The sequence below is a fragment of the Lentzea sp. NPDC004782 genome (genome assembly GCF_040609115.1).
Taxonomy (GTDB): Bacteria; Actinomycetota; Actinomycetes; order Mycobacteriales; family Pseudonocardiaceae; genus Lentzea.
On the sequence record NZ_JBEXJN010000013.1, the window covers coordinates 97,006 to 113,471 of the forward strand.

Consider the following 16,466-nt stretch of genomic DNA (forward strand, 5'->3'; position numbering starts at 1 on the left):
TGGCCAGGTCGGAAGCGTCGTCGGTTAATTGCTGTCCGTACCGAAAGAACGCCATTCAGGAACGCAATGGTCGGAACGCCGCGCAGAATGTAACAGGGTGCGAACGGGCGAGGCGCCGTCTGGGCTGCGGAACTCAATTGGTGAAGTGTCCACAATTGTGAACCCGCAGATGCGACAAGGGCGCGTCCACGGTCGGACGCGCCCTTGCGGGTGAAACTGCAACTACACCGGTGCCCTACCTCTGAGGTCCGCCGCCCATCGAGCCGCCGAGGCCGAAGAGGATGCGCTGGATGAGCTCGGGATCGACGTCCGGCTCGTCGCCCAGCGCCTCGGCCGCGGGGGAGCGGCGCTTCTCGCGCCGGGGCAGCGGCACGGCGTTCGCGTTGACGCCGGTGGGCAGCGGCAGCTCGCACCAGATCAGCTTGACCCCGCCACCGAGCTGCAGCTCGCCGGTGCGCAGGTCGGGGGAGGTCGGCGGCATCGTGAAGCGGGCCGCTTCGAGCTCGACGACCAGGTAGTCCCCGCTCAACCGCAGGCGCAGCGTGATCAGCCGCGACGTCTTGGGGTCGGCGGACTCGATCGCCGCTTCGACGAGCGCACACGCGACGCTGGAGCAGTCGTCCACCATGTTGCGCAGGCGCCACTCGCCGAGTGTGAAGCGGACGAACAGATCTGCGCAGTTCACCGCGGTGGGCAGCGCGATGAGTGTCAGGTCGTCGACCTGTGCAGTCTGGGCGTTCACCGGCATGCAGCCTCCGTTCGCGTGCGGCGCGCGATCCATCGACGGTCACCCGAATGGCCGTCGCGGTGAGCGGGAATCTACATGGGTATACGCGGGAAGCAATGCCCTGGTTGACTCACCCGTCAAAAGTCACGTCCGGGTCACGGCGAGACGCCCCGGCGCTCACGCTGGGTAGAACGCCGGGAGCGCTCCGTGATCAACTTGGGTCAGCATCGCTTCCAGGCGAACTGGTAGCGGGTGTTGACGCTGCCGTCGGTCGAGTCCATGGACACGAACGCCGGCTGGTTCGAGCTGTTCGTGAACGCGCGGACCTCGGTGTTCACGTTGAGGTTCCGCACCATGCCGCAGGGCGCGTAGACGATCTCGGCGACCTCGGTCGAGTCGGTGAACTGCCAGTTGTCGACCTTGGGACCGGGGATGTCGTGCGACTTCGTGCCAGTCGAGGACGAACCGGAGAAGTAGTAACTGGCGCGTTGCTGACCCTTCGCACCTCTGGGTAACGACGCGAAGCCGCGGTAGTCGGCCTTCGCGATCCCGAAGGTGAAGCCCTGCGGGTAGTGCACGCGAAGGTTCAGCTGGCAGTTCTTGCGGAAGTCGGTCGGGGCCGATCCGGAACCGGCCTGCGCGGTGTAGTCGCTGTAGGTGACCGTGAATGCCGTCTTGTCGTCGGCGACCGCGACGGCGGCTGTTCCGGCGGGGCAACCGGAACCGTTGACCGTCACGACGTCGACGGTGATTTCGCCGGGGGGAACGACATCCGCGGTGCTCGGCGCCTCGGGGGCGACGAGGAGCGACAGTGCCAAACTCGTAGCTGCCATCACACTGAGCATGAGGCGCCTTTCATTTCGGGGGATCGGGATGGCGGCGTGACGGTGACGTTATCTTAAATAGACTTAAGAGGCGGACGGCCGACCGGGCGAACTTAAATATATTTAAAACGGATTAATCGTCTGAACGGTGGATTGGCGACGGCACGCGGTCGGCTAACTTCGTGACAGATCGCGAAAAACGATCAACACGGACCACCTGAATACGCCGGTCCCCACACCTGGCGCCGAGAGCCCCGGCTGATCCACCTCGTTACACCGGTGTGGGAAGGCAAGCGCGCACTGCTCATCGGGTTCCTCCCTCCTGCTCGGAACTCGGTGGTGCGGCAGCGGTGCGGCGCAGCCGGCCGGTGCCCGCCGGCGGTGTCGGACCCGTCCCACGGTCCGCGCCGCCGGCGGTGTTCTTTCCGGCCCCGCACCAGGGGTCCTAGAGCCTCCGGAGCCTCATTTGCACGCGCGCCCCGCCCAGAGGCCCGCGGTCGACGTGGAGAGAGCCACCCGTGCTTTCCGCGGCGCGGCGGGCGATGTCGAGCCCCAGCCCGGTCGACCCACCGCCGCTGGCGCCGCGTTGCAACGCGTGCTCGACGTCGGTGATGCCGGGACCGGCGTCCTCGACCACGAGCGCCACCAGGTCGGCCTGGTGCACCAGCGTCACGGCGAACCGCGTGCCCTCCGGCGTGTACCGGAAGACGTTGCCCAGCAACGAGTCCAGCGCGGCTGTGAGGTCGGTGCGGGCCAACGGCACGTGCGCGGGCTTGTCCGCGCCGCGGATCGTCCACGGCCGTTCCTGGTCGTCGGCGAGCGCGGACCAGAACACCAGCCGGTCGCGCACGACGCCCGCCACGTCCACGCCGGTGGTGTCGGGCTCCAGGCCGGACCGGGCCGCCTTGATGATCTCGTCGACCTCCCTCTCCAGGCCCTGGACGGCCTCGCGGACGCGATCCGCACCCGGACCCCTGCCGAGGGTGTCCGCGTCCAGCAGCAGCGCTGTGAGAGGCGTTCTGAGGCGGTGCGAGAGATCGGCGACCACTTCCCGTTCGGCGGCGACGAGGTGGCGCACGCGCTCGGCCATGGCGTTGAACGCCTTGCCGACCTCCTTGAGCTCGGGCGGTCCCAACACCTGCACGCGGGCGGAGAGGTCGCCGTGGCCCATCCGCCGCGCGCCCTCCGCCAGCGTGCGGGTGGCTTTCACCGCACGCGCACCGAGCCGGTCGGCCACCAGCACCGACACGGCGACGAGCCCGATCGCGACACCCGCGAGCGCCCACCACGTGCCGAGCACGCCGTGGGTCAGCTGCTCGTGCGGCACGAACGCCTCGACGATCACGATCCCGTTCGCGCTGGTGGCCAGCGGTTGCAGGTAGACCACGCCGTCGGGCCGCTCGAGCGTGGACGCCGTCGCGAGGTTCTGCGCGTCCTGCAGGTTGGCCGCGGTGATGTGCGAGGTGCCGTACGTGGCGGAGGGCGCGCTGACGTGCACGGCCAGCCGCTGCTGGCCGCCGTAGCGGGTGCTCCTGATCGCCTGCCGGATCTCCTGCGGCTTGCGGGTGATCAGCAACGCCGGGGTGAGCGCGTTGGCCTGCTTCTCCGCCTCGCTGAGCGCGCGCTGGTACGCCGAGGTCTTGACGACGATCGCGAGCGGGATCAGGAAGGCCAGCGCCACCATGCTGGTCGCCGCGAGAGCGACCAGCACCAGTGACCGCCTCATCTCGGTGCGACCAGACGCACGCCGACCCCGCGCACCGTGTGCAGGTAACGCGGCTGCGCGGCCCGTTCGCCGAGCTTGCGGCGCAGCCACGACAGGTGGACGTCGAGCGTCTGGTCGTCGCGGGTGGACGGCCACAGGTTCGCGAGGATCTCCGCGCGCGGCACGACCTCGCCCGAGCGGGCCGCGAGGTACGAGAGCAGTTCGAACTCCTTGTGCGTCAACGAGAGCTCGCGTCCGTCCACAGTGGCCCTGCGGAGGCTGGTGTCGATCTCCAGGCCGCCGACGACGAGCTGCCTGCGGTCGCGCGCCCTGCGGAGCACGGCCTGCAGCCGCGCGTCGAGGTGCTCGCTGGAGAACGGTTTGACGAGGTAGTCGTCCGCGCCCGCGTTGAGCAGGCGGATGATCTCCGCCTCGTCGTCGCGGGCGGTCGCGATCACCACGGGGGTGTTCGTGACGCCCCGGATCATCCGCAGCGCGTCACCGCCGTCGAGGTCGGGCAGCCCGAGGTCGAGCACCACGACGTCGTAGGTGTTGGCGGTGACTTCGCGCAAAGCCTCGATCGCGAGCGCGACACCGTGCACGATGTGGCCCTGGCCGGTGAGAGCCCGCGTGATCGCCGCTCGCACCACCGGGTCGTCCTCGACCAGCAGCACTGATGCCATGAGTCGCTACAGGAGGGTCGTCGCGGTGAGACGGTCGGTCGGATACCTGCTCGCCTGGGCGGTGGTGACCGCGGTCGCCGTCGGCCTGTCGTGGTTCGGCATCCGCTCGGCCATGGAACCGGCGCCCGTCGCCGCTGTGGAGGCCACGACGGGGCCAGGTGGTGTGTTGCCGATGCCGACCGTCACGTCGATCAGCACGCCGCCCGTCACGCCCTCGTCGTCCACCAGGCCTCCTGTGGTCAGCTCGTCTGTTCCGGCTCCTCCCAGTAGTACGGATGGAGGCGCGTCCCCGGCTCAACTCCAGGAGGGGGAATGGCAGGCGGACGGCTCCTACGTCCACGCCTTCCACCTGCGGGGCGGCGACGTGGTCGTGCGCTACCGCACGCAGGGCGTGGAGGCCCTGTCGGCCACCCCGGCCGACGGCTGGTCGGTCGCCGTCGAACAGCCCGGCGGCCCGCTGGTCGTCAACTTCCGCACCACCGCGGGCCGCCTCTCCCGCCTCGAAGCCACCTGGTCCGACGGCCCGACCGCCCGCGTCATCGAGAAGTAGTGCTCGATGATGGGCGCCTTCATCGACCTGACGTGGATGAAGGCGCCCATCATCGACCTCAGAGGGCGATGGCCTTGGCGAGCTGGGTGGGCTTGAGGACGCGGAGGATGGCCTCGAAGAGGTAGTAGTCGCCGTAGGGGAGGGAGACTTCCACGCCGTCTTCCGACGGGCGGTTGCGGGTGCCGCGGGCCAGGATCGCTTCGGCGCGGGTGGAATTGGTGGTGAGGCACGTGCTGGCCAGGCCGTCGAGGATCTTCAGCGCGTGTTCGCGGTAGCGGTCCGAGCCGGTCGCCTTGGCCAGGTCGAGCAGGCCGCACGCCATGATCGCGCCGGCGGACGAGTCCTTGACGTCGTTGGCGCCCAACGGGGAACGGTAGTCCCACACCGGCACGTGGTCGGGTGTCAGCACGGACAGCGCGTAGTCGGCCATCTTGCGTGCGGTGTCACGGAACTCCCGCAGGCCCGTGCGGCGGTACATCGTCGTGAAGCCGTAGATGCCCCACGCCTGGCCGCGTGACCAGCACGAGGTCGGGCTGTAGCCCTGCACGGTGTTCGGGCCGATCGGCGCGCCCGTGCCGGGGTCGAAGTCGAACACGTGCGGCGTCGAGCCGTCCGCGCGCAGGAAGTTCGCCCGGGTGGTCCTGGCGTGGGCGATCGCGATGTCGAGGAACTTGCGGTCACCGGTCTGCTCGGTGGCGAACGCGAGCAGGTCCAGGTTCATCATCGTGTCCATGATCACGCGGCCCGCGTTGGCCGGCGTGCCGAGCTTGCCCCACGCGCGGATGAACCTGCCGGCCGCGTTCCAGCGCAGGATCAGCGTGTTCGCCGCGTCGACCGCGCCGTCACGCCACTTCGCGTCGCCGGTGAGCCGGTACGCGGTCACCCACGACGGGTAGAACAGGAACCCCAGGTCGTGGTCGCGCGGGTCGAGCCGGCGCGGCGCCAGCCGGTCGTTCGCGGCCTCGGCGAGCGCGCGGAACTGGGCGTCGCCGCTGTCGAGGTGCGCGAGCCACAGCGTGCCCGGCCAGAAACCGCCGACCCAGCCGCCGTCGGCGACGTAGGTCCACTTCTCGAACCGGGTGATCTCCGGGAACGACGTGATGCCCGGTGCGACCGCTTTCAGCCTGGCGATGCCGTGGTCGAGCGCGCCGCGGAGCTTCGCGGGGGAGACACCGGCTTTCGCGGTACCGGTTCCCATGACCAGAGGAGTGGCGGCGGCAGACGCCAGCAGGGTGCGTCGAGACAGGTTCACGAGACCGTCCAGTCCCTTTCGTGTCCTTGCGCCCGGCGTCACCCTGCCAGAAGGAGTCGCATTCTGACAATGATTCACAAGGATGAACAATTCGCCGCGAATGGTGTTTCAGGTGCGGATCAGCGCGGCGTCGAGAGGGCGCGGGCTCAGGCCGTGACGCCGGTTGAAGACCCCGTTGCCGAGGCCGCCTTCCAGCACGCGCTTGCCGAGGCGGACCGCGAGTTTCACCGACTCGGCGAAAAGGACGCCGTACGGGCTGTAGTTGCCGTCGACCGCGTAGTCGATGCCGCACGTCCACGTGTGGAAGCGGGTGGAGTCGGTGAGGCAGACGCCGGCCGCGACGAGCTTGTCGTGCTGCCGGACCTCGATCACGTGCGCGAGGTCGCCGAGCCCGCGCACGAACGCGGCGAAGGTCAGGTCGGGGTGGAAGCCGTTGTTCTCGAAGCGGGACGCGGTCTTGGTGCACAGCAGCAGGAACTCGTCGAGCGCGGCGTGCTCGACCCCGACCACGTCGATCGTGACACCGGCTTCCCGCGATCTTCGCTCGTTGCGCCTGAGGTTCGCTCTCGCGCGCTGGTTCAGCCGCGCGAGGTAGTGCTCGTAGTCGGTGACCCCGCCCAGGTCCGCGGTCCACCTGTCGAGCAGGTGCCGCGCGGGCAGCCCGTTCGCCCGCAGCGACTGCGAAAGCGCGCTGCCGCGCTGGACGTTCACGAACCCGCACCACCGCGCCCGGAAGACCGAGGCGGTCCTGACCATCGCGTCCAGCAGTCGCGGCAGGACCTCGGTCGTGGCCGGCACGTGCGCGTCGTAGCAGTGCCAGGTGTGGCTCAGCAGCGCGGGCTGGTCGCGTGCCTCCGGATAGGCCGTGTAGAGACAGTGCAACGGATCCGCGGCCGTCTGGAGGTAGGCGGGCGTCACCGCGACGGGTTTCTCGCCGTCCCGCACGACGAAATAGGCGAACGCGTCGATGTCCGTCAGCGGCGTCTGTTCGTACGCGCGGAGGTACGCGTGTTCGTAAAACACCGGAGCACCGCTCTCGCGGACCACGAAATCCCAATCGGCAGCATCGATTTCTCTTATGGAGTTCGAAAATTCGACGCGCACCCGCTCACTCTACGGTCTGCCAGACCGCCCAGGGAACGTTGATCTCCTCCGGGCTCAGACCGCCGTGCTCGTAGGCCACCGACGGGTCCGGGACCGGGAACCGCGGTGACGCCGCCACCGCCACGACCGGACCGGTCTCCGGCTGCGGCAGCCCGAGGTCGGCCGCGTGGTGCACGGTCGCCGTGGTGCCCAGAGTCGTTGCCACGCGGTCGAAAACGGCCTCCAGCCGGTCCTGCTTCGGGTAGAGCCAGCGCAGCCGGCCCGCGCCGCCGGACGGGATTTCGCACTCCTCGCGCACGATCGCCTCCCAGGCCTCGACGAGGTCCGGGTCGGGATCGACGGGCACCAGGCCGTGGTCGGAGTGCGCCACGACCGTCCAACCCTCTGCGGCCCAACGGGAAGCGTGCGCGTCGAGCCGCAGCATGGCCTCGTGCACGGACTCGTCGTAGCCGTGCCGGTGCACGTGGTCGTCGATGTTGACGTAGGTCCAGAGGAACCGCGAGTCCGGCAGCGCCTTGTCCAGGTCGGCCACGACGTTGGCGACGAGCAGCGGCGGATCCTCCGCCTGAGCGGTGAGTTTGTGCCGGGGCGGCGCGGGTATCCGGGTGCATCCTCGCAGGAGGGCCTGGGCCCAGGTCCCCTCCAGCAGGTCGAGTTCGCGGGCCAGCGCGGTGGCGCCGTGCCGTTGCAGGACGGTCGGCAGCTCCGGGATCGCGGGCGTGCCGTTGACGGCGTGCACGAGCCCGGACCCGTTGCGGTACACCGTTCCCGGCACGCGGTGGACGTCGGCCGGGACACCGGTCAACGCGGTCAGCCACGCCGTAGCGGACGTGGACGGCACGGTGGAGGAAAGCGTGGAAACGGAGGCCGAGAGCCAGGATTGTTCGGCCACGTCCGATGAGAGCCCGTCCACGGCCAGGACTATTACGCCGCGGTTCGCCGATTTCACCGCGTGGTCGAGCCGGGAAGGGATCTCTGCCAAGGACATCGGGGAACTGTAACGCATCTCATTACGCGAAGTTGCCCTGATCGGGTGCAAAGACTCGCACAATGGTGACCGATGAAGTAAAGGGACCTTGAGAGAAGGAAGGTGGCGGATGTCGGTCGGTGTTCTGGACGTCGGGTGCTTCAGCGCTCACCTGGTCGTCGTGGAACGCGACCTGATGCGTCCGCTGGTGTCCCACAAGGTCCGGCTGCGGCTGGACCGCGAGCTGGATGCCAAGGGGGCCATCAGCCGTCACGGCATCGAGTCGCTGTGCGCTGCCGTGCTGGCCGCGCGGAAGACGGCCGGCGACGTGCCCTTCCTGCCCTTCGCGACATCGTCCGTGCGGGACAGCGCGAACGCCGACGAGGTGATGCGCAAGGTGCACAGACGCACCGGCGTCGAGCTCAAAGTGTTGTCCGGCAAGGAAGAAGCGCGGTACTCCTACACGGCGGCCCGGCACTGGTTCGGCTGGAGCGCGGGCCCGATGGTCGTGCTCGACGTCGGCGGCGGCACCGTGGAGCTGGCTTCCGGCTCCGGCGCGGAACCGGACCGCGCGATCTCGTTGCCTTTGGGGGCAAGGACTTTGACCCGAGCGGGACTGACCGTGCAGGACATGCGCGCCGAGGTCCTGCACAAGATCGCGAAGGCTTTCCCGCCCGGTGAGAGCGCTCGCGCCGTCGGCTGCTCGAAGGTGTTCGAGCAACTGGCCCGGCTCGCCGGAGCGCGCACCGGAACGTACGTGCCGCGGCAGCTGAGGCTCAAGGACCTGGAGAAGTGGATCCCGCGACTGGCGAAGCTGTCGGTGCGCGAACGCGCCGCGCTGCCGGGGATCTCCCGCCACCGGGCCCAGCAGTCGTTGGCGGGCGCGGTGGTCGCGGAAGCGCTGATGCGGGTCGCGGGACACGACGTCGTGGACATTTCGCCGTGGTCCACCAAAGAGGGTCTGCTGCTGGACCTGGTGGAGCGTTCGCGCGGCAGGCGCGAATCGGCGGCCTGAGCGCTAGCAGCCGCTCAGCGCGGTGACGGCGTCGTCGACGTCGTCGAACAACAGCAGCAACTGGTCGACGGCCGTCATTGCCAAGGGGCGCAACACAGCTCGCGTGTCGCTGACGACGCCGAACTTGACGCCGAGCTCGTCGGCCTGGGCCTGGGCCTCCACGAGCGTGCGGATGCCCTCCGACCCGAAGAACCGCACTTCCCGCAGATCGATGACCAACGCGGGCGGCTTGCGGTCGAGCAGCTGGGCGAGGTTGTTCGTCACCGGCCGCGACGACATCATGTCGATCTCGCCGGTGATCGCGACGATCGGAATGGACTGGACGTAGGTAGTTCTCTGGCGAAGTTGGTTCATTAGGACTCCCGTCCGCACCGACCGTACGCGCCTTCGGTGCGGCACCACAAGCCGAGCCGGTTTTCGCCAGGCCACGCCGGGTACACGCCGAGTGACCCCAAAAACCCCTGACAGACGAGGAGGAACCGTGTCGACCACGGAAACCGGTCAGATCACGGGTACGAAGGACAAGGACTACAACATCCTCTGGTTCACGGAGGCGTGTCTGGACAACGCGCTGCGGCTGGAGACCTACATCTCCGACGCGGAGCGCGACGGTGACACCGAGCTCGCGGAGTTCTTCCGCAAGGCGCAGAACGAGAGCCAGAAGGGCGCCGAGCAGGGCAAGGCGCTGCTCGCGTCCCGTCTGGCCAAGTAAGTCACGTGGATGAAGGGCGCCTTCATCCACGCCAGGTGGAGGAAGGCGCCCTTCATCCACCTCACCGGACGGCGAGTTGCGAACGCGACGTCCGGCTGCCCGTTCAGCGCAGCAGGAACGCCTGGGTCAGCAGCATCGCGGCCACCAACGCGGCGGCCACGAGGATCAGCGCGATCACGACGCGTCCCGTGGCCGCCTTGGGCGGACTGGGTTCACGATGCGAAAGACCTGAGGTCTGCCCGGACTCGGGCGGGGTGTCTCCTGGCCGCACCCCGCCACCGGGCTCCAGGCCAGGAGTGTTCTTCGGGTCGGGATCGGGCGGTGTGGCTGTCATACGGGTCAGATACCCGTTCTCAGCCTTCCAACTCGGCCCACACGACTTTGCCCCGTCCGTCCGGTTTCGTCCCCCAGCGCGCGCTCAGCGCCTGCACGAGCTGCATGCCGCGGCCGCGCGCCGAGTTCGGGTCCACGGGTCTGAGCTGAGGCTGTTTCGCCGACTCGTCGTGCACCTCGACGAGCATGCCGCCGGGTCTGCGGCTCACGGTCAATGTGATCAAGCCCTCACCGTGGTCGATGCCGTTCGACACCAGTTCCGTGACGACGAGCTGCGCGTCGTCCGCCAGGTCTTCGGGCAGTTCCCACGAGGAGGCGGCGTCGCGCACCACCTGACGTGCGCGAGCGCACGACCCGCCCTCCGCGGACAGGGTCACCCGCACCTCAGCCAGTGGGTCGTTCAGCACAAGGCGCATCGTCGCACATCCGGACCCCCGTTCGGATCTTTCAGCCCCCCGGTGGTCGCATGCCTTGCCACCGTGCTGCACGATTTGGGTCGCACGAGTCGGGCGTGGCGGAAGGAACGGCGACGATGGAGCTCAACGTCGGCAGCGAGGTCCAGCAGGGGTGGCGCGTGCTCGCCGTCGCCGGTGAGCTGGACATCGACACCGTCCCTGTGCTGGCGGCACGGCTGGACGCCGACGTGACCGGCGCGCACGCCGTGCTGGACCTGTCCGGTCTGCAGTTCATGGACTCGACCGGACTGGCCCTGGTGCTGGAGTGGCACCGCAAGCTCGCCGACGCCGGCGGGCAGCTGCGGATCGCGGCCACCCAGCCGCCGGTCAGGCGGCTGTTCGACCTCGCGGACGTCACCGGCGTGCTGAACCTGCACGAGACGGTGGACGCCGCCGTTCAGGCCTCCGCCGACACCCCCAGGTAGTAGGCGATCAGCCTGATCAGGTGCTCGGTGTCCACGGGCTTGGTCACGTAGTCCGTGGCGCCGGACGCCAGTGACTTCTCCCGGTCGCCCTTCATCGCCTTGGCGGTGACGGCGATCACCGGCAGGTCCGCGTAGCGCTCCATCGCGCGGATGGCCGAGATCGTCGCGTTGCCGTCCAGCTCGGGCATCATGATGTCCATCAGCACGATGGCCACGTCGTCGTACTGCTCCAGCGCGCGCACGCCCGTGATGCCGTTGTCCGCGTAGATGGCTTCGAGCCCGTGCAGCTCCAGCACGCTCGTCAGCGCGAAGACGTTGCGCAGGTCGTCGTCCACGACCAGGACCTTCTCGCCGTGGAACCGGATCGTGCCGGACGCCGCGAGCACCGGGGCGGGCGTGACGATCGGGGTGGGTTCCGGCACGACGAAGGCGTCCGTGACGACCTTGCCCAGCGGCAGGCACAGCGTGAACGTCGAACCGATGCCCGGCTCCGACCGCACCCGCAGCGCGCCGTTGAGCAGCTGGGCCAGCTCGCGGCTGATCGACAGGCCCAGGCCCGTGCCGCCGTACTTGCGCGACGTCGTGCCGTCGGCCTGCTGGAACGCCTCGAAGATGACGGCGAGCTTCTCGGCCGGGATGCCGATGCCCGTGTCGTGCACGTCGAACGCCACCGTGGACGGGTCGTCCATGCGCACGTGCAGGCGGATGCCGCCGTCGTGGGTGAACTTGACGGCGTTGGAGAGCAGGTTGCGCAGGATCTGCTGCAGGCGGTGCTCGTCGGTGCGCAGCGTCTCCGGCACGTCCGGGTCGACCCGGACCGAGAACTCCAGGTTCTTCTCGGCGGTCAGCGGCAGGCACAGCGTCTCGACGTAGCGGACCAGCTCGTCCACCCGCACCGGGTCCTCGTGCACCGTCATGTGACCGGCCTCGACCTTGGTCAGGTCGAGGATGTCGTTGATCAGCTGCAGCAGGTCGGAGCCGGACGAGTGGATCGTGCGGGCGAACTCCACCTGCTTGGCGTTGAGGTTGCCGTCGAGGTTGTCCGCGAGCAGCTTGGCCAGGATGAGCAGCGAGTTCAACGGCGTGCGCAGCTCGTGCGACATGTTCGCCATGAACTCCGACTTGTACTTCGACGCGGTCTGCAGCTGGCGCGCGCGGTCCTCCAGCTCCTCCGAACCGGCCCTCAGCTCCGCGGTGAGGCGCTGGGACTCGACCAGCAGGGCGTCGGTGCGGGAGTTGGCGAGCATCGTGTTCACGTTGACGCCGATGGCCTCCTTGAGCTGGTCGAGGAGGTCGAGGTGCACGTCGGAGAACTCGTTCAGCGAGGCCAGCTCGATCACGCCCAGCGTCTCGCCCTGGAACAGGATCGGCAGGATCACCAGGTTGACCGGCGCCGATTCGCCCAAAGCGGACGAGACGGTCAGGTAACCGCCGGGCACGTCGGTGACCAGGATCGTCTTCTTCTCCAGCGCGGACTGCCCGACCAGCGACTCGCCCATGGCCAGGCGAGTGGCGCGGGCGGCGTCGATGCGGAAGCCGTAGGACGCCGTGAGCTCCAGCGTCTGCTTGGCGTCGTCGTCCTCCTGGACCTGGAAGAACGCGCCGTGGTGGGCGCTGACCAGCGGCGTCAGCTCGCTCATGATCAACGACGCCAGTGCGCGCAGGTCGCGGTGACCCTGCATCAGACCCGAGAGCCGCGCCAGGTTGGTCTTCAACCAGTACTGCTCGCGGTTCGCGCGGGTCGTCTCCTTCAGGTTCGCGATCATCTGGTTGACGTTGTCCTTGAGCTCGGCGAGCTCGCCGGACGCGTCGACCGTGATCTGCCTGGTCAGGTCACCCGCGGTCACCGCGGTGGCGACGGCCGCGATCGCGCGGACCTGGGTGGTCAGGTTCGACGCCAGCTGGTTCACGTTGTCGGTCAGCTTCGACCACGTGCCCGCCACGCCGTCGACCTCGGCCTGACCGCCGAGCTTGCCCTCGGTGCCGACCTCGCGGGCGACGCGGGTGACCTCGTCGGCGAACGACGACAGCTGGTCGACCATCGTGTTGATGGTGGTCTTGAGCTCCAGGATCTCGCCGCGGGCCGAGACGTCGATCTTCTTCGTCAGGTCGCCCTGCGCCACCGCCGTGGTGACCTGGGCGATGTTGCGGACCTGGTTGGTCAGGTTGTCCGCCATGAAGTTCACCGAGTCGGTGAGGTCCTTCCACGTGCCCGCCACGCCGGACACGCGGGCCTGGCCGCCCAGGATGCCCTCGGTGCCGACCTCGCGGGCGACGCGGGTGACCTCGTCACCGAACGCGCGCAGCGTGTCGACCATGCCGTTCAGCGTCTCGGCGAGGGCCGCGACCTCGCCCTTCGCCTCGACGGTGATCTTCTTCGAGAGGTCGCCGCTCGCGACGGCGGTGGCGACGGCGGCGATGTTGCGGACCTGGTTGGTCAGGTTGTCCGCCATCAGGTTGACGTTCTCGGTCAGGTCCTTCCACGTGCCGGCGACGCCCTGCACGCGGGCCTGGCCGCCCAGCCGGCCGTCCGTGCCGACCTCGCGGGCGACGCGGGTGACCTCCTCGGCGAACGACGACAGCTGGTCCACCATCGTGTTCAAGGTGGACTTCAGCTCGAGGATCTCGCCGCGCGCGTCGACGGTGATCTTCTGCGACAGGTCGCCGTTGGCCACCGCCGTCGCCACGTGGGCGATGTTGCGGACCTGGTTGGTCAGGTTGTTCGCCATGAAGTTGACGTTGTCGGTGAGGTCGCGCCAGGTGCCGGCCACGCCGGGCACCTGCGCCTGACCGCCCAGCCTGCCGTCGGTGCCGACCTCGCGGGCGACGCGGGTGACCTCCTCGGCGAACGAGGAGAGCTGGTCGACCATCGTGTTGATCGTGGTTTTCAGTTCGAGGATCTCGCCGCGGGCGTCGACGGTGATCTTCTGGGTCAGGTCGCCGCGCGCGACGGCGGTGGTGACCTGGGCGATGTTGCGGACCTGGGTCGTCAGGTTGTTCGCCATGACGTTCACCGAGTCGGTCAGGTCGCGCCAGGTGCCGGCCACGCCGGGCACCTGCGCCTGACCGCCCAGCCGGCCGTCCGAACCGACCTCGCGGGCGACGCGGGTGACCTCGTCGGCGAACGAGGAGAGCTGGTCGACCATCGTGTTGATGGTGGACTTGAGCTCGAGGATCTCGCCGCGGGCGTCGACGGTGATCTTCTGGGTCAGGTCGCCCTGCGCCACCGCCGTGGTGACCTGGGCGATGTTGCGGACCTGCGTGGTGAGGTTCTCCGCCATGAAGTTGACGTTGTCGGTGAGGTCGCGCCACGTGCCGCCGACGCCGGGCACCTTCGCCTGGCCGCCGAGCTTGCCGTCGGTGCCGACCTCGCGGGCGACGCGGGTGACCTCGTCGGCGAACGAGCTGAGCTGGTCGACCATCGTGTTCAGCGTGTTCTTGAGCTCCAGCATCTCGCCGGAGACGTCGACCGTGATCTTCTGGGTCAGGTCGCCGTTGGCCACCGCGGTCGCGACCTGGGCGATGTTGCGGACCTGGTTGGTCAGGTTGTTCGCCATCGAGTTGACGTTGTCGGTCAGGTCGCGCCAGGTGCCGGCGACCCCCGGCACCTTCGCCTGACCGCCCAGGCGGCCGTCCGTGCCGACCTCGCGGGCCACGCGCGTGACCTCGTCGGCGAAGGACGACAGCTGGTCGACCAGCCCGTTCACCGTGGACCCGAGCGTGGCGAACTCACCGCGCAGCGTCTGGTCCGACATGCGCTTGGTCAGGTCGCCCTCGGCGACGGCGGCGAGCACGCGGCTCAGCTCGGTCGTCGGCCGCATCAGGTCCTCGACCAGGCCGTTCACCGAGTCCGCGATCAGCGACCAGCCACCGGCGGCACCCGCGGGCGCCACCCGTTCGGTCAGTCTTCCCTCCTGGCCGACCGCCTGGCGGACCCGGCCGAGCTCACCGGCGAGCCACTGGTTGCGCTCCGCGATCTCGTTGAACACGTCCGCGAGCGCCGACACCGGCCCGTTCCCCGGCACCACGAGCCTGCGGCGGAAGTTGCCGTCACGCAGGTCTCTCATCGCCGAGAGAACCCTCTCGAGGGTCGCGTCCGTCTCTTCGTTGGCCGTGGTCACTCCAAGCCTCCGTGCCTCGGTGGTCGCAGCCAAGCCTGCCACGTTAGGTTGGGAGCGAGGTAACTTGATGCCGCGATGCACGCCAACTACCCGCAGGAGGCCGTGATGACCCGGCCACAGGACTGCGGCGGATGAGCAGCGCCGTGGACATCGACCTGGACGGCTGGCAGCGCCTGGTGGACGGGCTGCGCGAAGCCGTCTTCGTCGTGGACCCGGCCGGAGTGGTGCGCGTGCGCAACGCCGCGGCCGCCGACCGGTTCCCCCGGCTGTGCCCGGGCGAGCACTTCGACGTGCACTTGGCCGGGCGGCAGCACGACCTCGGCGAGGGTTGGAGTGCCTGGTACTTCACGGACTCCGCGCTCGACCACGCCCACCTGCGGCTGGCGGGCGGCACCTCGCGGCAGGACACGCTGAAGACCATCGTGCAGCTCGCCGCGGAGCTGCTGGGGGAGCACTGCGTCGCCGTCGTGCCGGCCACCCGCGACCGCCTGGAGTGGTGGCGCTGCGGCGGCGGTGAACCCACGGTCATCCGCACACCGCGCCGGGCCTCGGTGCTCTCCGAGGTGCTGACGGGCACGTCAACGTTGACGAGGATCACCTCTTTGGGGGATGGCAGCTGGGGTGTACCCGACGACTTCGGCTGCGCGCTGGCCGTGCCGCTCGGCGTCGGCGGCGCGCTGGTCGTGCTGCGGCGCGGTGACTTCGCGCCGAACGACGTCGAGCGCGTCCGGTTGTTCGGCAAGCACGCGGCGGTGGCGCTGGAGTCTGCGTCCCGGCTCACCGAACAGCAGCGGATGATCGACGTGCTGCGCTCGGCGCTGCTGCCGTTGCCGCTGCCCGAGCTGCGCGGCGTGTCGATGGGGTCGGTGTTCATCCCGGCCCACCAGCGCGCGTTGGTGGGCGGCGACTTCTACGACGTGCACCCGCGCACGGACGGCTCGGCGACGTTCGCGCTCGGCGACGTCTGCGGCCACGGCCTCGAAGCCGCCGTCCACAGTGGACGGGTGCGGCAGTCGCTGCAGGCCCTGTCGCTCGTCGAGACGAACCCGGTGCGGTTGCTGCACCTGCTGAACACCTCGTTGCGCGCCACCGGTTCGAAGCTCTTCACCACGATCGTCGTCGGCGAGCTGGTGCCGTTGCCGGACGGGGGAGTGCGGCTGTCGCTCGCGTCCGGCGGGCATCCGGCGCCGCTGGTCCTGCGCGCCGACGGGTCGGTGCACGAGGTCAGCGCGGTCGGGGCGATCGTCGGCATCCTGTCCGACGTCCGGTTCCACGGCGAGCAGGTGACGCTCGCCCCCGGCGACACGCTGGTGCTGTACTCCGACGGTTTCACCGAGGCCCGCGCGCACGCCGACCGCACGGAGCTGTTCGGCGAGCAGCGGCTGCGGGCCGTGCTCAAGGAGTGCAAGGGGATGTCGGCGGAGGAGATCGCGCGGCACTGCGAGGACGCCGTGCTGAAGTGGCTGGACCGCGACGACCACGACGACCTGGCGTTGCTGTCCGTCCAGGCCGTGTGATCGGCGAAGGCCGCTTGCCGCTGTCGGTTTTGGGGGGGGGGAAGACGTGCCCCGCGTTTGTATAGGGCGGGCAAGC

At 69.2% G+C, this 16,466-nt stretch carries 17 protein-coding genes; 5 read left to right on the top strand and 12 right to left on the bottom strand.

The genetic code is table 11. The annotated features are described in order from the left end of the window. Window positions 1–235: 235 nt before the first annotated feature. The 5 genes from ABZV40_RS14775 to ABZV40_RS14795 form a co-directional block, all read right to left on the bottom strand. Window positions 236–748, bottom strand: coding sequence for an ATP-binding protein (locus ABZV40_RS14775; RefSeq protein WP_355440404.1), 513 nt, complete (start codon window positions 746–748; stop codon window positions 236–238). A gap of 200 nt (window positions 749–948) precedes the next feature. Continuing rightward, entirely contained in the window at window positions 949–1,560 is a 612-nt protein-coding gene (locus ABZV40_RS14780) for a DUF4360 domain-containing protein (RefSeq protein ID WP_355440407.1), read from the bottom strand. 436 nt (window positions 1,561–1,996) lie between these two features. Further along, complete coding sequence (locus ABZV40_RS14785; RefSeq protein ID WP_355440410.1) at window positions 1,997–3,277, bottom strand: HAMP domain-containing sensor histidine kinase; 1,281 nt, start codon at window positions 3,275–3,277, stop codon at window positions 1,997–1,999. After that, complete coding sequence (locus ABZV40_RS14790) at window positions 3,274–3,939, bottom strand: response regulator transcription factor (protein WP_355440413.1); 666 nt, start codon at window positions 3,937–3,939, stop codon at window positions 3,274–3,276. Before ABZV40_RS14790 ends, ABZV40_RS14785 begins: the two co-directional genes overlap by 4 nt. 6 nt (window positions 3,940–3,945) lie before the next feature. Beyond that, on the bottom strand, window positions 3,946–4,164 hold the full coding sequence (locus ABZV40_RS14795) for a hypothetical protein (protein ID WP_355440416.1): 219 nt from the start codon (window positions 4,162–4,164) through the stop codon (window positions 3,946–3,948). Window positions 4,165–4,303: 139 nt separating this feature from the next. Between ABZV40_RS14795 and ABZV40_RS14800 the strand changes: the two genes are divergently transcribed. Next, window positions 4,304–4,489 (top strand): hypothetical protein, encoded by a 186-nt coding sequence (locus tag ABZV40_RS14800; RefSeq protein ID WP_355440419.1) that lies wholly within the window; start codon window positions 4,304–4,306, stop codon window positions 4,487–4,489. A 58-nt stretch (window positions 4,490–4,547) separates the two neighbouring features. On the opposite strand, the gene ABZV40_RS14805 is transcribed toward ABZV40_RS14800, so the two are convergent. The 3 genes from ABZV40_RS14805 to ABZV40_RS14815 form a co-directional block, all read right to left on the bottom strand. Beyond that, window positions 4,548–5,687, bottom strand: a complete 1,140-nt coding sequence (locus ABZV40_RS14805; protein ID WP_355440635.1) for a glucuronyl hydrolase — start codon at window positions 5,685–5,687, stop codon at window positions 4,548–4,550. Window positions 5,688–5,849: 162 nt separating this feature from the next. Then, on the bottom strand, window positions 5,850–6,764 hold the full coding sequence (locus ABZV40_RS14810; RefSeq protein ID WP_355440422.1) for a GNAT family N-acetyltransferase: 915 nt from the start codon (window positions 6,762–6,764) through the stop codon (window positions 5,850–5,852). An 85-nt stretch (window positions 6,765–6,849) separates the two neighbouring features. Next, complete coding sequence (locus tag ABZV40_RS14815) at window positions 6,850–7,833, bottom strand: alkaline phosphatase family protein (protein ID WP_355440425.1); 984 nt, start codon at window positions 7,831–7,833, stop codon at window positions 6,850–6,852. 109 nt (window positions 7,834–7,942) lie between these two features. Here ABZV40_RS14815 and ABZV40_RS14820 point away from each other — a divergent pair, with 109 nt between their 5' ends. Next, complete coding sequence (locus ABZV40_RS14820; protein ID WP_355440428.1) at window positions 7,943–8,827, top strand: exopolyphosphatase; 885 nt, start codon at window positions 7,943–7,945, stop codon at window positions 8,825–8,827. Between the two features lie 3 nt (window positions 8,828–8,830). On the opposite strand, the gene ABZV40_RS14825 is transcribed toward ABZV40_RS14820, so the two are convergent. Further along, a complete protein-coding gene (locus tag ABZV40_RS14825) occupies window positions 8,831–9,181 on the bottom strand; it encodes an STAS domain-containing protein (protein WP_355440431.1) in 351 nt (116 codons plus the stop codon). A gap of 127 nt (window positions 9,182–9,308) precedes the next feature. On the opposite strand from ABZV40_RS14825, the gene ABZV40_RS14830 reads away from it, so the two are divergent. Further along, on the top strand, window positions 9,309–9,539 hold the full coding sequence (locus ABZV40_RS14830) for a hypothetical protein (RefSeq protein ID WP_355440434.1): 231 nt from the start codon (window positions 9,309–9,311) through the stop codon (window positions 9,537–9,539). A 103-nt stretch (window positions 9,540–9,642) separates the two neighbouring features. Here ABZV40_RS14830 and ABZV40_RS14835 read toward each other — a convergent pair whose 3' ends face one another. Continuing rightward, window positions 9,643–9,873 carry a DUF6480 family protein gene (locus ABZV40_RS14835; RefSeq protein ID WP_355440437.1) on the bottom strand — a complete coding sequence of 77 codons (231 nt, stop codon included), beginning with the start codon at window positions 9,871–9,873 and terminating at the stop codon, window positions 9,643–9,645. Between the two features lie 19 nt (window positions 9,874–9,892). Further along, window positions 9,893–10,288, bottom strand: coding sequence for an ATP-binding protein (locus ABZV40_RS14840; RefSeq protein ID WP_355440440.1), 396 nt, complete (start codon window positions 10,286–10,288; stop codon window positions 9,893–9,895). A gap of 95 nt (window positions 10,289–10,383) precedes the next feature. Here ABZV40_RS14840 and ABZV40_RS14845 point away from each other — a divergent pair, with 95 nt between their 5' ends. Continuing rightward, window positions 10,384–10,752 (top strand): STAS domain-containing protein, encoded by a 369-nt coding sequence (locus ABZV40_RS14845; protein ID WP_355440443.1) that lies wholly within the window; start codon window positions 10,384–10,386, stop codon window positions 10,750–10,752. On the opposite strand, the gene ABZV40_RS14850 is transcribed toward ABZV40_RS14845, so the two are convergent. Next, entirely contained in the window at window positions 10,725–14,873 is a 4,149-nt protein-coding gene (locus ABZV40_RS14850) for a HAMP domain-containing protein (RefSeq protein ID WP_355440446.1), read from the bottom strand. The two genes, ABZV40_RS14845 and ABZV40_RS14850, sit on opposite strands and share 28 nt — an antisense overlap. Before the next feature lie 131 nt (window positions 14,874–15,004). Between ABZV40_RS14850 and ABZV40_RS14855 the strand changes: the two genes are divergently transcribed. Then, window positions 15,005–16,390, top strand: coding sequence for a PP2C family protein-serine/threonine phosphatase (locus ABZV40_RS14855; RefSeq protein WP_355440449.1), 1,386 nt, complete (start codon window positions 15,005–15,007; stop codon window positions 16,388–16,390). Window positions 16,391–16,466 lie beyond the last annotated feature (76 nt).